Genomic DNA, 13,866 nt, shown 5'->3' with positions numbered 1-13,866 from the left:
GTTGGCACGACCCCATCCTGTTGTGGGCGGACCGCACTGGCAACACCTCGCGGGCCCGCGCGCCTCCTGGCGTCCGGGAGGTCACGGGAGGGACCGGTCGGGGACCGCGCCTTGCCATCGGGTGTCCCATGGTCATACGTTTTGCGGTGTTCGTGAACCACCTGGTTGGAGAGCCATGAAGATCCTTGTCGTGGGAGCCGGAGCGGTCGGCGGCTATTTCGGCGCGCACCTGGTGCAGGCGGGCCGGGACGTCGACTTCCTCGTCCGCCCCGCGCGCGCCGGGCTGCTGCGCGAGCACGGCCTGAGCGTCCACGGCCTGGACGGCGGTGTGGAGACCGTGCCGGTCTCCGCCGTCACCGCCGACCAGTTGGAGGCCGACTACGACCTGGTGATCGTGGCCGTGAAGTCCTACGGGTTCGACGCCGCGCTCAAGGACCTGGCCCCGGCGGTGGGCCCCCGGACCGCGGTACTGCCCCTCCTCAACGGCATGCGGCACATCGACACCCTGGTCGAGCGCTTCGGCGCCGACCGCGTCTACGGCGGGGTCGCCATGGTGATGACCCGCCTGGGCGAGCGGGGTGAGATCGTCGAGGTCGGCAGGATGGGCCAACTGGTCTACGGGCCGCTGGGCGAGCGGCCCGTCCTCGGCCTGGACGACGTCCACGCGGCGCTGGACACCGGGACCCACACCGCCACGCCCACCTCGCAGATCCGCCAGGAGATGTGGCACAAGTGGGTGTTCCTGGCGAGCCTGGGCGCGTGCAACTGCCTGATGCGCGGTCCCATCGGCCGGATCAACAGCGTTCCGGGCGGACAGGAGTTCACGTCCAAGGTGTTCGAGGAGGCCATCGCCGTGGCCACCGCCTCGGGTCACCCGCCGGGCCGGGAGGCCCGTGACCGGGCCAACGCCGTCATCGCCGACACCACGGCCACGACCACGACCTCCATGTACTGGGACCTGACCCACGGCAACCCGGTGGAGGCCGACCACGTCATCGGCGACCTGGTCGCGCGCGGACGCGAGCTGGGCGTGCCCACCCCGCTGTTCTCACTGGCGTACACGCACCTGAGCGTGTACGAGGCGGGTCGGGAGTAGGCTTCCGCCCGTTCACGGACCGCTTCCGAAGGGGGCGCCGACGGGGGCGCCCTCACAGCCGCCCCCGCCTCCGCTCCCTGCCCCCACTCCCTGCTTCCTGCTCCCTGCTCCCTGCTCCCCACGCTCTGCTTCCTGCTTCCACGATGGTCCCGGACGGAAGTCCGTCCGACCGGTTCACACCGGAGGCTCCTCCCGAAACCTCGGGTCCATGTGGTCGGTGATGAGTCCGGCCAGCGCCTCGGGCTCCTCCAACCAGGGGAACGCGGTGCGGGTGGAGGCACTCACCACGTGCGCCCCCGGGACGTTGCGGGACAGCACCGTTCGCAGCGCGGCGCCCAGGCCGGAGAGCTCTCCGGAGTAGACGGTGAAGCGTTCGGGAGCCGCGCTCAGGCAGGCGAACCAGTCGTGTTCGCGCGAGGACGCGGCGCCGTGGGGATCGGACAGGTCGAAGGGCATCGCCCGCACGAACCACGCGGTGGCGATGTCGTGGAGCAGGCGCCTGTCCTGTTCCTCCAGCACCTCGCAGCCGCCCAGGAAGTGGTTCACCATGGCCTCGACCCCCTCCTCGGGCAGCGTCCCGTGTTCGCGCAACTGCTCCTGGTAGGGAGCCATGGCCAGCAGGAAGCCCGCGACCTGCGCGGTGGGCTCGGGGAGCCGGTAGTCGGGATGGTCGACCAGCGCCTGGGCGTCGGGGTTGACCAGGAGGGCGTGCGCGGCGCGCTGGTCGGCGACGAGGCCGCTTCCCGCGCCGGCCGCCCTGTCGGAGGCCACCACCAGGTCCGCCCCCGCCTCGGGCAGGACCGCGCGCGCCGCGGTCCCGATGTGCTCGGCCAGAGCGTCCGGGGCGAGCCGGTCGGTGGGCGGCTGTTCCACCACGAGAGTACGGATCCAGGACGGCAGTGCCTCGATGAGGCGCCACCACACGCGCCGGTCACCGAGTTCGTGGACGAGGCAGACCACCGGAGCCTGGACGCCGTTCATGTCTTCCCTCCCGGGGCGAGGTGCGGGCACGCACACCGTGTGCCCGCACCGGTTCCGTCCCACACCTGCGGTGACGCTCCCGCGGGCCGTCGGACCCGGCCTTTGCGAAGCCGGAGCGAAGTGGAACCGAAGCCGGCTCGAAGCCGCCCGTGCCACAGTCCTTCAGGCGTCCGCAGGAGCGGGTGCCCGTATCTAGGACGGAAAGCCCCCATGTTCAAGAAGTTCCGGAATGCCGCCCTGCTCACGGCCGCCCTGGCCACCGGCTCGCTGGCACTCGCGTCGCCGGCTTCGGCCGCGGGTCCCGTGGCGTCCTACAACAACGCCTGCGGCAGCGGCTACGGCGTCGTCAACTACGCCAACGTCGGTAGCAAGGGCACGGTCTTCCTGACCTACAACAACTCCACCGGCTACAACTGCGCGGTCACCGTCCGGGCCAACCCGGGCGCGGCCGTCGAGATGGTGGTCAGCCTCAAGCGCACCAGCGACCCCGCCAGCGAGGCCAGGGTGGACAGCGGCTACTACACGACCTACGCCGGCCCCGTCTACCGCAGCGCGGCCGGTTCGTGCGTGGACTGGTACGGCTACATCGACGGCGCCAACGAGCACCGCAACGAGACCAACTGCGGCTGATCCGCCCCGCGCCGCGACGGGCGGCGCGCCGACGCACGACTGGAGCACCGTGAAGAACCTCCTGAGGAAGGCCGCCACCCTCGCCGCGGCCACCGGAATCGCCGCCGCGGGCCTGACGGCCACCGCCGCACCCGCCTCCGCCGCCGCCTACAACGGCGCGTGCGGGTCCGGCTACGGCGTCGTCAACAAGATCGAGTTCCACGACAACCGCGGGACGATCTTCCTGACCTACAACAACTCCACCGGCTACAACTGCGCGGTCACCGTGCGCACGAACCCGGGCGCGGCCGCGCCGATGGAGGCGTTCCTCCGGGTCTCGGGCACGTCGACGTGGAAGAAGGACAGCGGCAACTACACGACCTACGCCGGTCCCGTCTACGTGGCGGCCGCGAGCCGCTGCGTCGACTGGGGCGGCACGATCGGCACGATCACGCTCGACGAGTCCCGCACCAACTGCGGCTGACCCCCCGCACCGGGTTCAGCCCCGGACGTTCCACTTCCCGACCCGTGATTCCCGACCCGTGATCGGACATGACATGCACAAGTTCGCGAAGAAGGCCGCGGCCGTCGCCGTGGCCACCGGTATCAGCCTGGGCGGTCTGCTCGTCAGCGCCTCCCCCGCCGCGGCGGCCACCTACGGGGGCGAGTGCGGCAGCGGCTACAAGGTCGTCAACGAGGACAACATCGGCAGCAAGGGCACGGTCTACCTGACCTACAACAGCTCCAACGGCTACAACTGCGTCGTGGCCAAGCGCAACAACCCCGGCTCGGCCATCCTGATGGAGGCGGGCCTGTCGGTCAGCCCGGCCGGCAACCACTGGGACGTCTACGACGGCGGTTACTACACCACCTACGCCGGTCCGGTCTATCTGCACGCCTCCGGTCAGTGCGTCGACTGGATGGGGCGCATCACCGGCACCGAGGGCGGCGACCGCGGCACCAACTGCGGCTGATCCGCCCCTCCCGGGCGGCCCCGGATCTGTTCCTCCGGGGCCGCCCGGCCCGTATGCCCCCATGCCCCAGCCGGGGTTTACGAGTACTGAGAAAACAACTTCCCAAACAGACCGAAAACCAAAGCCCCAGGTCACATCTAAGACATATCGGACGCCAGTAGCATTATTTCTAAATAGGTGGACGGTGCGTCGAAAATTGCCATATGCTCCGCGACGCTGCGCAGTGGAATTTCATCGTGCGTAAGGGGACTCAGGGGTGGAGACCAATCTGTCAGGGATTCGGTACAGATTGCTCGGTTCTGTCGAAGTTCACATCGGAGGGCGTCTGGTCCAGACGGGAGGACCGAAGCGGCGCACGGTCCTGGCGGCCCTCCTCCTGCAACCCAACGTCGTCGTCTCCGACGACCGGCTCATCGACCTGGTCTGGGGCGAACGCCCACCACGCAGCGCCCGCCCCCAGCTCCAGGTCCACGTGCACGGGCTCCGCAAGGTCCTGGGCTCGAACACGATCATCCGGAGCGGCTGCGGCTACCGCGTGGCCGTGACGGCCGGAGCCACGGACAGCGACGTGTTCGAGCGGTTCCTGGCACGCGCGCGCTCCGAGCGCGCCGCCGGCCGCCTCGACGAGGCGGCCCGGAACCTGCGCACCGCGCTGTCGCTGTGGACGGGCCCGGCGCTCGACGGCGTCGCACCGGCACTCGCCGCCCACGCGCGCCCGGCGCTGGAGGAGAGGCGCCTGCACGCCCTGGAGGAGCTGCACGGGGTCGAGATCGACCGCGGCAACGGTGCCACCGCGGTCCCCGAACTGCGCGCACTGTGCGCGGAACACCCGACCCACGAGCGCTTCACCGGCCTGCTCATGTCGGCCCTGCACGCCTGCGGACGCACCGGGGAGGCCCTGGAGGCCTACGCGACGCTGCGCGAGAGGCTCGCCGACGAACTGGGAACCGACCCCGGCGCCTGGCTCCGGCAGCTCCACCTGGACCTGCTCACGACCGGGCGGGGCGGCGAGCGCGCGCATGGTCCGCACCGCGTCCACCACGTCCACCACGTCCACCGCGTTCAGCGGGTCCGGCAGGTCCGCCCCGCCGAACTGCCGTGCGGGGTCGGCGGGCTCGTCGGCCGTTCGGCTGAGCTGTCCGCGCTCGACCGGGCGCTGGACGCCGACCGGGAGGCCGACCGCTCCCCCACGGTGTTCCTCCTCACCGGGGTCGCCGGTGTCGGTAAGACCGCCCTGGCCCTGCACTGGAGCCACACCGTCCGGCAGCACTTCCACGACGGCCAGCTCTACGTCGACCTGCGCGGTTCCGCCCCCGACGGGAGGGCCACCCGCCCCGACGACGCGCTGCGCCAGCTCCTGCGCGGTCTGGGCGCGGCCTCCCAGCGCCTACCGACCGGCACCGGCGAACTCGCCAAGCTCTTCCGGTCGGTGACGGCCGACCAGCGCCTGCTGTTCCTGTTCGACGACGCCGCCTCGGTCGAGCAGGTCGCCCCGCTGCTGCCCACCGGCCCGGGCAGTGCGGTCCTGGTCACCAGCCGGCAACCGCTGACCGGACTGGTCGCCCTGTTCGGCGCCCGGCACCTCCCGCTCGACGTGCTGTCGGAGGAGTCCTCGGTGGAGCTGTTCCTGTCCGTCGCCGGAGCGCGGTCCCCGGCCACGGAGCTCGCGCTGGTCACCCGGATCGCCGACCGCTGCGGGCGGCTGCCGCTGACGCTGAGGCTGGCCGCGGCCGCCCTCGCCGTCGGCGGCTCCCCGGTCGACCGGCTCTGGCCCGGTGTCCCCGGCGCCGTCTCCGGGCCGCCGGCCGAGCGGCCTGCACTGGTCCCCTCGGACCCGGCCCCGGGGTGAGCGGCCGGGCCCGGACCGGGTCCCGCCTCAGGCCGGTCCCGCCTCAGACCAGCGCGCGCAGGGTCTCGGCGACCGGGGTGGTCGGGCGGCCGATCAGCCGGGAGAGCCCGCCCGTGGTCATGGAAAGCTCGCCGTCGCGGATGTTGGCGTCCAGGGCGGCCACGAAGCGCGCGGTGCCCTCGTCCAGTCCGGCGGCGGTCAGTGCCGCCACGTGCTCCTCGGTGGTGAGGTCGCGGTAGAGGACCTCACGGCCGAGCAGCTCGCCCAGGACCGCGGCGAGTTCGGCGTGGGTCCACGCGGTGTCGCCGGAGAGCTCGTGTACGGCGCCCGCGTGCGCCTTCGGGTCGCGGAGCACGGCGGAGGCGGCTTCGGCCAGGTCCTGGCGCGAGGCGCTGGCGACCCGCCCCTCGCCCGCGCTGCCGACGAAGGAGCCCGTCTCGCGGGCCTGGTCCAGCTGCTGCTCGAAGTTCTCGTTGTACCAGCCGTTGCGCAGGACCGTGTACGCCAGACCGGAGGCGGTGAGGACCTCCTCGGTGGCCTTGTGCTCGGGGGCCAGGACCAGCGTGGTGTCGGCGGCCTTGGGGGCGCTGGTGTAGACGACGTGTCCGACACCGGCCGCACCGGCGGCCTCGATCGCGTTGCGGTGCTGGTGCACCCGCTTGCCGACCTCGCTTCCGGAGACCAGGAGGAGGGTGTCGGCGCCCTCGAAGGCGTCCCTGAGCGAGGCGGGGTCCCCGAAGTCGGCGCGGGCGGTGCGCACGCCCCGGCCGGCGAGGGCGGTCAGCCCGCCGGTGTCGCGCCCGGTGGCGGTGATCCGCTCGGCGGGGTGGCCCTTGGCCAGGAGGTCCTCCACGACGAGGCGGCCCAGGTGGCCGGTGGCACCGGTGACGACGACGCTGTTCATGGGAATCCCTTCGTTCGGCCGGTTTCTCCGGCCGTGCGTGGGTGCCAACCACGCTGTTCACCGGCACATTCCAGATGTCGGGTACCCACCTTTTGGTAAGTTCGTGCCATGGACTCTCCCAGATCCCGCACCAGTGCTCCGGCCGGTGGCCAGGTGCTGTCCGCCGCCTGCCCCTCCCGCCGGCTGCTGGGCGACATCACCAGCAAGTGGGGCGTTCTCGTCCTCATCGCCCTGTCCAGGGGCCCCTCGCGCTGGAGCGAGCTGTCGCGGGCGATCGGCGGGATCAGCGAGAAGATGCTCGCCCAGACCCTGCGCACCCTCGACGGGGACGGCCTGGTCCTGCGCGAGGCCAGGCCGGTCGTCCCGCCGCACGTGGTCTACAGCCTCACCGAGGAGGGACGGCAGGTCACCGGTCTGCTGGTACCGCTGGTGGAGTGGGTGCAGGACCACGCCGGCGCCGCCGACGCGATGGAGCGGAGCGGATGACCCCCGGGCCGGCCGGTGGGGCCGGCGGCCCACTCGGCGGGACCGACCGAGGCGACCACCGCCCGTACCGGCTCGACCAGGGCGTCGAGCGTGTCCAGGGAGGGAGGGGCTGGAGCGGTGGGGCCTCCGGCCCGGTGCCCGGCACCCCGAGCACCAGCCGCACCTCGTCGGGGGCGCGGCGGCCGGTCTCGGCGACCGCCCGCATGGCCTGGCATCCGCTCTCACGGTCCTCGGTCGGTCCTCGGTCCGAGGCACCCGGCGTGGTGTCCAGGTCTGGTCTTCGGGCTCGAAGGCGCCTCAGGGCACGACCGGGTGCTCCGGTGTGCCTAACATCCTCCATATGACGTCCCCGACGATCGGGGCGGAGCCCGAGGCCCCGCCCCCGGAACCCGAACCCCTGCCCTACCACCGCCTGGCGCGCGCCCGCTCCCGGCCCCGCTGGTGGCGGATGCCGCTGACCGCGGTGCTGACGGCCGTGTTCTGCCTCGTCGCCGTGGTGCTGTTCTTCGCCGGACTCGACCTCGCCGCCTTCCTCGGGGTGGGCGGCGGCGTGCTGGACGACCTCGACACCACGATGGCGGACACGGAGGACCCGCTCGGACTGGTCCTCGCACTGTGCGTTATCGCGCTCCTCCTTCCCTGCGTCCTGCTGGCCGCGCGGATCTGCGGCCCCCGTCCGGTGGGGCTGCTGAGCTCCGTCGAGGGAAGGCTGCGCTGGAGGTGGACGCTGCACGCGGCGGGGATCTCCGCGGCCGTGTACGCCCTGTCCGTGCCCGCGCTGCTCCTCGCCGGGAACCTCGCGGGCACCGCCGAGTCCGTGCCCGCGCCGTCCGGGTGGACCCTGGTCGCCATGCTCGCCGCGGTGCTGCTCGTCGTTCCCCTCCAGGCCGCGGCCGAGGAGTACGTGTTCCGCGGTGTCGCGATGCAGACGATCGGCTCGTGGCTGCGGCATCCGGTCTTCGCCGTCGCCCTGCCGATCCCCCTCTTCGTCCTGGGCCACGACTACGGCTGGGTCGGCCTGACCGACGTGGCGGTCTTCGCGGTCATGGCGGGGTGGCTCACCTGGCGCACCGGCGGGCTGGAGGCCGCCATCGCCGTGCACGTCGTCAACAACCTGTGCGCCTTCGGGCTCTCGGCCTTCGGCTGGAAGGACGAGAGCCCGACCGCCCTGGTCATCACCCTGCTCGTCAGTGCGGCGCTGGTGTTCCTGCTCGACCGGGCCGGACGCCGCCGGGGTCTGGCACGGGTGCGGCCCTGCCCACGGCCCGCCGCCGCGCTGGAGCCGTGTGCGCGCTGACTCCCCGAGGGCGGCCGCGAACCGCGCGGGTGCTTCGGGCGCCGCGCTCTCGGGCAGGGGCCTTCCACGGCAGCACCGCGGCGCGGCTTCCCGCGCCACCGACCGCAGGACAGGAAGGGAGTCCCGTGAGCGGACGTACTGAGGGCACACCGCCGGAGGCCGACTTCCCGCCTTCGCGTGCACGCGCCTCGTCGGGGAGGGTGCCCGGCCCCAGCAGGGCGGAACTGGAGGCGGCCCGGAGCAAGGTGGTCCCCGACCTCCTAGCGGAGGACCTCGACGTGCTCTTCTGCGGGATCAACCCCGGCCTGGTCTCGGGTGCCCTCGGACACCACTTCGCCAATCCGGGCACGCGCTTTTGGCCCGCCCTGCACCGGTCGGGCTTCACCCCGCGCCGGCTGCGGCTCGACGAGGAGGACGTGCTCCTGTCGCTGGGCCTGGGGATCACCAACGTCGTCGCCCGGACCACGGCCCAGGCGGACGAGCTGAGCCGGGAGGAGATCGTGGAGGGCGGGCGGACGCTGCGGCGCAAGGTCCTGCTGTGGCGTCCCCGGTGGCTGGCCGTGCTGGGCGTCACCGCCTACCGGCAGGCCTTCGGCGACCGCGGCGCGAAGGTGGGGCACCAGGCCATGGAGATCGGCGGTACCCGGGTGTGGCTGCTGCCCAATCCCAGCGGCCGCAACGCCCACTGGCAGCCGGGCCCCCTCGCCGAGGAGTTCGCCCGGCTGCGGGTGGCCGCCGGACTGCCGGACCACTCCCCCGCCACCTGAGTCCACGGGTCTCCTCCGCCCGGTTCGGATGACGCCGTGGGCGGCCCGTGGGCACGGGGTGGGCCGGTGTCCGCCACGGCCTCACCCGACCCTGTCGAGGCAGCCGTGGCCGGTGCCGGGGCGGGAGCGGCTACGGCGGGTCGGGCGGCCTCCCCGGCGGGGCGGTGTCGCACGCGGAGGCGGCCGTACGGCGCCGGTGCGGGAACAGGGTGAGGACCGTGGCCGACAGGACCACCATCCCGAAGGCGGCCCCCCGCGAACACCACGGCGGCGAACGCGGCCGCGATCCCTCCGCCCGCGATGCCGAGGACCGCAAGCACGGGGACGGCGCAGCAGGCGGCGCAGGCCGTCGCAACCGGCCTCCAGGGCCGCCGGCAGGTTGGTCCCGATGGTCTGGAGGTCCCTGACACGGGACTCGGTCTCCACGAGCTTCGCGTCACCGCTCAGGTGGATACGGGCGGTCGTTCCGTGCTGTTCGACCCGGCGCGCGGACGAGGTGAACAGTCCGCCGAACTCGGCCAGGCGCGGAGGGCGTTCGACGGTCCAAAGCGCGCGGCTCCGCGGAACCCAGAATTCCTCTGTACGCCGGACCAGCGGATTCTTCCTCATACGCACCACGCTGAACCCGTACCCGCCTACGGGTTGCAAGTCCTGGACGCGAGGAAATCCCGACGAGAACACCGCAGGGGCATTCGGCGTCCGGGCCGCCGACGGAGATTCACCGCCTCCACTGCTCGCCTTTCCTCGGACTCGCGCCGTGTGCGCCCGGCCCGGTCGGCGGCCCGGCTGTCGCGCGACCGGCCTGTTCGAGCAGGTCGGCGGCGGTCCTGCGGCGACACCAGCCGCCCGGGCGTGCGATCCGGCGTTCCTCACCAGAGGCGCCGAGCGTGCCGGCGGGTCAGAGCCATCCCTTCGGTGAGGGGCGTAGCACCTGTGCACTTTCTGACCAGGCCAGTCCGGAATTTCCTTTCCGCGGTCGGGAAGGACGTGGAGGCGGCTCGCCGGGTTCCGGTGCCGACGCGCGGAAAGCCGTTCCGGCGCCGTTTCAATTCAGGTGGACGACGATCCCCGGGACCACGGACCGAGCCCCTGAGGGGGTCCGCTCCACCGCGGCCCCGGCACGCACCCGGGGGCTTTGGCACACCGACGCTGGACCGTGCCGGGCCGCGGCCCGGCGGGGCGCGCTCCTCCTCGGTACCGGCCGAGGTACCGGCGAGCACACCGGCGTCCGGCCGCTTCGGCGAGGTCCCCGAAAGGCGCGGGTCCACGTTCGTCGGCGCGACCGCCGTGTACTCCCCCACCTCCGGGCCGACGGGCTGGTCGGCGACCATCTGGACGGCTGCCCGGCCAGACCGCCCCGGCCGCGCCGGGTGATCCCCGGCGCCCCTCCAAGGAGGGCCCTGGGCCGACGTTCCGTCGCCACAGGCCGGTGGAACCCATGCGAGTGAAACGTTCTTACTACATCGCGCCCCTCTCTGGTAGACCCGCACGCAACAAAATCCCTGTTCACAGGGATCCATCGAGTGAGGGACAAAGTTTTCCGCGCAACCATTGACCATCGGGAGCATCTGTTGGAAACTTCGCTGAAACGTTTTAAGGCCTGTTCTCAACCGGCTCCACGTGTGCGCGCACGACTTCCCCCGTCGTCCCCGGCGCCCTGCTCCAGCGAGCGGGCGCAGGAAGGAAACCCCCATGCCCCACACACCGTCCCCCACGGAACGCCCGTGCTCCGGCTTCACCCCCACACGCCGCCTGTTCCTGGGGCTGGGCACCACCGCCGCCGCGGCCGCGGCCCTGCCGGCCGCCCTCGGCACACCCGCGGCCGCGGCGGCCCCGCAGGCCTTCACCGGAGGCTTCGAGGCTCCGGCGGCCACGGCCCGGGCGAAGTTCCGCTGGTGGTGGCCGCACGGCCTGGTCGACCCGCAGGAGGTGGCCCGCGAGATCGACCACGCCGCCGACGCCGGATTCGGCGGCATGGAGGTGGCCGACGTCCACCACAGCTCCTCGGAGTCGCTCGACCCCGGGGGACACGGCTGGGGCACCGGTCCCTGGCGCCAGGCCGTGGAGGCGGCCCTGTCCCGGGCCGAGGAGCGCGGGATCGTCGTCGACATGACCATCGGCCCGTCCTGGCCCGCCGCGGTGCCCAGCCTGACCCCGCAGGACAGGGCCGCCGTGCGCGAGCTCGCCCACGGCGTGCGCTACCTCGCCTCCGGTGAGGAGACCTCGGGCGCCCTGCCCGAGCCCGTGGCGGAGCCGGGACACGGGGTCGAGTCGCGCGAGCTCTTCGCGGTGCAGGCGGTACGCCTGGCCGAGGGCGCCTCACCCGAGGACAGGCGCACCGCCCTGGAGGCCGACACCCTGCAGGACCTGACCGCGTCGGTACGGGACGAGGAGCTGTCCTGGACCGCCCCGGGCGAGGGGGACGGCTCCACCTGGGCCCTCATCGCCTACTGGGAGCGCGGTTCGGGCCAGCGCCCCGAGGGCGGACCGCACACCGAGCCGGTCTCCTACGTGGTCGACCACTTCAGCAGCGCCGGCGCCCAGGCGGTCATCGACTTCTGGGAGGAGAACGTCCTCACCTCCAGGATCCGCTCCCTCCTCCAGGGGCCCGCGGGTGGTGCGGTCTTCGAGGACTCCATCGAGATGGAGACCGACGCGACCCTGTGGACGCACGACCTGCCCTCCGCCTTCGAGGGCCACCACGGCTACGACCCGGTGCCCTACCTGCCGGTCCTCGTACGCGTGGACGAGGACCAGGTCTTCTCCTTCGACCCCGACACCGACCGCCGGGCGCTGAACGACTTCAACGACCTGCTCTCACAGCTCTACATCGACCACCACATCGCTCCCATCCAGGAGTGGGCGCACGGACTCGGGATGGACTACCGGATCCAGCCCTACGGCCTACAGACCGACGCCGTGGCCAAGGCCGCCGTCGTCGACACCGCTGAGGGCGAGTCCCTGGGCTTCAAGAACCTCGACGACTTCCGCTCCCTGGCCGGCGGACGCGACCTGGGCGGCAAGAAGGTGCTCAGCAGCGAGGCGGGCGCGGTCTACGGCGGCTCCTACAGCACCACGTGGCAGCAGACCGTGCGCACCATCGCGCGCGAGTACTCCGCGGGCGTGAACATGGCGGTCCTCCACGGCTTCTCCTACGCCGACGCGCCCGGAGCACAGTGGCCGGGGTTCGCCGCCTTCACCCCCTACGGCGGCGGTGTCGGCTACAGCGAGTCCTGGGGACCGCGCCACCCCACCTGGCAGCACGTGTCCGACGTCTCCGGCTTCTTCGCGCGGGCCCAGCACACCCTCCAGTCGGGCACCTCGACGATCGACGTGGCCTTCCTGCGCCAGAAGGGCTACGCCGGCTCGGGCTTCGGCGCCGCCTACTTCAGCAAGGAGGGGGTGCGCCATGGCTGGACGCACCAGTTCGTCAGCCCCCGCCTGCTCCGTATCACCGAACCCCGGGTGGAGGGGGGCCGCCTGGCCCCCGAGGGCCCCGCCTACGGCCTGCTGGTCTTCGAGGGGGACGCGTTCAGCGGACGGCTCCCCACCATGGAGCTGGACACCGCCCGGCGGATGGTGGACTACGCCCGGTCGGGACTGAAGATCCTCATCGTCGGCGACTGGAGCGCCCCGCAGGAGCCGGGGACCGACCAGAGCTCGGCCGAGGAGCTGGTCCGGGCCATGGAGGAGCTGCTCGCGGAGCCCAGCGTGCACCGGGTCGACTCCCGCGAGGACATCCCCGACGGGCTCGCGGCGCTGGACGCGCGGCCCGCCGTCTCCTACTCCCAGGGATCCGCGCTGCTGCACGCGCGGCGCCGGGACGACGAGCTGGAGCTGTACTACTTCACCAACGGCTCCGACGACGAGACCGTCGACCACCGGGTCACCCTCCCCGCCGACATCGACCACGCCTACCCCTTCGCGCTGGACCTGTGGAGCGGACGGATCACCCCCCTGCCCGAGCACACGCGCGGCGACGGAACGGTCGACGTCGGCGTGCGCCTGGCGCCGGGGGCCTCGACGGTCATCGCCCTGGCCCCGCCCTCGTGGACGGCAAGCCATGGCGAGCCGGGACGGAAGATGCCGCCGGGGCGGTTGAAGAAGCTGCGTGTGGACGGCACCGACGCCGACGAGGTGCGCGTGGAGGGCGGGAAGGCCGTGGTCCGGGCCTCCTCGGCGGGCACCTACACCACCGCCCTCTCCGACGGGAGCACCGCCTCCACCGCCATCGACTCCGTCGGCGAGCCCGTCGACCTGGCCTCCTGGGAACTGGAGGTGGAGGACTGGCGGCCGGGAGGGTCGGCCACCGACACCGAGGTGGTCCTGCACGAGCACTCGCTGTCCTCCCTCGTCCCCTGGCAGGAGATCGAGGGGCTGGCCGACACCTCCGGTATCGGCCGCTACACCACCACCGTCGACCTGGGCGAGGGGTGGACCGGAGGCCACGGCGCCCGCCTGGACCTGGGCGGGGTGAGCGACACCTTCCGCGTCACGGTCAACGGCACGGACCTGCCGCCCTGCGACCAGCAGGACACCGTGGTCGACATCGGCCCCTGGCTGCGCGGCGGCTCCAACACGATCCAGGTCGAGGTGGCCACCACCCTGATCAACCGCATGCGGGCCTTCCGCCCCGACGTCTACGGAGACGTGTCCCGACAGGACTACGGACTGCTGGGACCGGTGCGGCTGCTTCCCTACGGCCAGGCCGAGCTGTGACCGTCCACCGTCCGGGCGGTGCGCCGCGCACCGCCCGGACGGTGGTGTGTCCCGCGCTCTTCGGAGCCGGGCTCCTGGCTTCCGGGGCCGCGTGGTTCCAAGGAGGACTCCCGATGGGGTGGTCGACCCGGAGCGGTGACCGGCCGTGGGGCCCTCAGGCCGCCGCGGCCGGCTCCACGGGGAG

11 protein-coding genes are annotated in these 13,866 nt (G+C 72.6%); 9 read left to right on the top strand and 2 right to left on the bottom strand.

Going from position 1 to position 13,866, the window contains the following annotated elements; all coding sequences use genetic code 11:
* Positions 1–175: 175 nt before the first annotated feature.
* Positions 176–1,096 carry a ketopantoate reductase family protein gene (locus tag NOSIN_RS07125; protein WP_171986565.1) on the top strand — a complete coding sequence of 307 codons (921 nt, stop codon included), beginning with the start codon at positions 176–178 and terminating at the stop codon, positions 1,094–1,096.
* A gap of 174 nt (positions 1,097–1,270) precedes the next feature.
* Here the strand turns inward: NOSIN_RS07125 and NOSIN_RS07120 are convergent, their stop codons facing one another.
* Positions 1,271–2,077 carry a hypothetical protein gene (locus NOSIN_RS07120; RefSeq protein ID WP_077689977.1) on the bottom strand — a complete coding sequence of 269 codons (807 nt, stop codon included), beginning with the start codon at positions 2,075–2,077 and terminating at the stop codon, positions 1,271–1,273.
* Between the two features lie 210 nt (positions 2,078–2,287).
* Between NOSIN_RS07120 and NOSIN_RS07115 the strand changes: the two genes are divergently transcribed.
* The 4 genes from NOSIN_RS07115 (at position 2,288) to NOSIN_RS07100 (ending at position 5,509) form a co-directional block, all read left to right on the top strand.
* On the top strand, positions 2,288–2,707 hold the full coding sequence (locus tag NOSIN_RS07115) for a spore-associated protein A (protein WP_077689976.1): 420 nt from the start codon (positions 2,288–2,290) through the stop codon (positions 2,705–2,707).
* 49 nt (positions 2,708–2,756) lie between these two features.
* Positions 2,757–3,170 carry a spore-associated protein A gene (locus NOSIN_RS07110; protein WP_077689975.1) on the top strand — a complete coding sequence of 138 codons (414 nt, stop codon included), beginning with the start codon at positions 2,757–2,759 and terminating at the stop codon, positions 3,168–3,170.
* Between the two features lie 73 nt (positions 3,171–3,243).
* Entirely contained in the window at positions 3,244–3,660 is a 417-nt protein-coding gene (locus NOSIN_RS07105) for a spore-associated protein A (RefSeq protein WP_077689974.1), read from the top strand.
* A gap of 289 nt (positions 3,661–3,949) precedes the next feature.
* On the top strand, positions 3,950–5,509 hold the full coding sequence (locus NOSIN_RS07100; protein WP_227014448.1) for an AfsR/SARP family transcriptional regulator: 1,560 nt from the start codon (positions 3,950–3,952) through the stop codon (positions 5,507–5,509).
* A gap of 43 nt (positions 5,510–5,552) precedes the next feature.
* Here NOSIN_RS07100 and NOSIN_RS07095 read toward each other — a convergent pair whose 3' ends face one another.
* Positions 5,553–6,413 (bottom strand): SDR family oxidoreductase, encoded by an 861-nt coding sequence (locus NOSIN_RS07095; protein ID WP_077689973.1) that lies wholly within the window; start codon positions 6,411–6,413, stop codon positions 5,553–5,555.
* Between the two features lie 108 nt (positions 6,414–6,521).
* On the opposite strand from NOSIN_RS07095, the gene NOSIN_RS07090 reads away from it, so the two are divergent.
* From NOSIN_RS07090 to NOSIN_RS07075, 4 genes are all read left to right on the top strand, one after another.
* Complete coding sequence (locus NOSIN_RS07090; protein WP_077689972.1) at positions 6,522–6,899, top strand: winged helix-turn-helix transcriptional regulator; 378 nt, start codon at positions 6,522–6,524, stop codon at positions 6,897–6,899.
* Positions 6,900–7,239: 340 nt separating this feature from the next.
* A complete protein-coding gene (locus NOSIN_RS07085; protein WP_077689971.1) occupies positions 7,240–8,196 on the top strand; it encodes a CPBP family intramembrane glutamic endopeptidase in 957 nt (318 codons plus the stop codon).
* Between the two features lie 224 nt (positions 8,197–8,420).
* A complete protein-coding gene (gene mug / locus NOSIN_RS07080) occupies positions 8,421–8,963 on the top strand; it encodes a G/U mismatch-specific DNA glycosylase (RefSeq protein ID WP_077693458.1) in 543 nt (180 codons plus the stop codon).
* A gap of 1,692 nt (positions 8,964–10,655) precedes the next feature.
* On the top strand, positions 10,656–13,682 hold the full coding sequence (locus NOSIN_RS07075; protein WP_077689970.1) for a glycosyl hydrolase: 3,027 nt from the start codon (positions 10,656–10,658) through the stop codon (positions 13,680–13,682).
* Positions 13,683–13,866 lie beyond the last annotated feature (184 nt).

It is taken from the genome of Nocardiopsis sinuspersici, assembly GCF_001998325.1.
Lineage (GTDB): Bacteria > Actinomycetota > Actinomycetes > Streptosporangiales > Streptosporangiaceae > Nocardiopsis > Nocardiopsis sinuspersici.
Note: the sequence above shows the minus strand (reverse complement) of the source record. Positions and strands in the feature narration are given on the sequence as shown.

Bases quoted from the DNA above. Each gene is read 5' to 3' on its own strand.
- NOSIN_RS07075 (WP_077689970.1), top strand. From the start codon at position 10,656: ATGCCCCACACACCGTCCCCCACGGAACGCCCGTGCTCCGGCTTCACC.
- NOSIN_RS07115 (WP_077689976.1), top strand. From the start codon at position 2,288: ATGTTCAAGAAGTTCCGGAATGCCGCCCTGCTCACGGCCGCCCTGGCC.
- NOSIN_RS07095 (WP_077689973.1), bottom strand. From the start codon at position 6,413: ATGAACAGCGTCGTCGTCACCGGTGCCACCGGCCACCTGGGCCGCCTC.
- NOSIN_RS07085 (WP_077689971.1), top strand. From the start codon at position 7,240: ATGACGTCCCCGACGATCGGGGCGGAGCCCGAGGCCCCGCCCCCGGAA.
- NOSIN_RS07105 (WP_077689974.1), top strand. From the start codon at position 3,244: ATGCACAAGTTCGCGAAGAAGGCCGCGGCCGTCGCCGTGGCCACCGGT.
- NOSIN_RS07125 (WP_171986565.1), top strand. From the start codon at position 176: ATGAAGATCCTTGTCGTGGGAGCCGGAGCGGTCGGCGGCTATTTCGGC.
- NOSIN_RS07090 (WP_077689972.1), top strand. From the start codon at position 6,522: ATGGACTCTCCCAGATCCCGCACCAGTGCTCCGGCCGGTGGCCAGGTG.
- NOSIN_RS07120 (WP_077689977.1), bottom strand. From the start codon at position 2,077: ATGAACGGCGTCCAGGCTCCGGTGGTCTGCCTCGTCCACGAACTCGGT.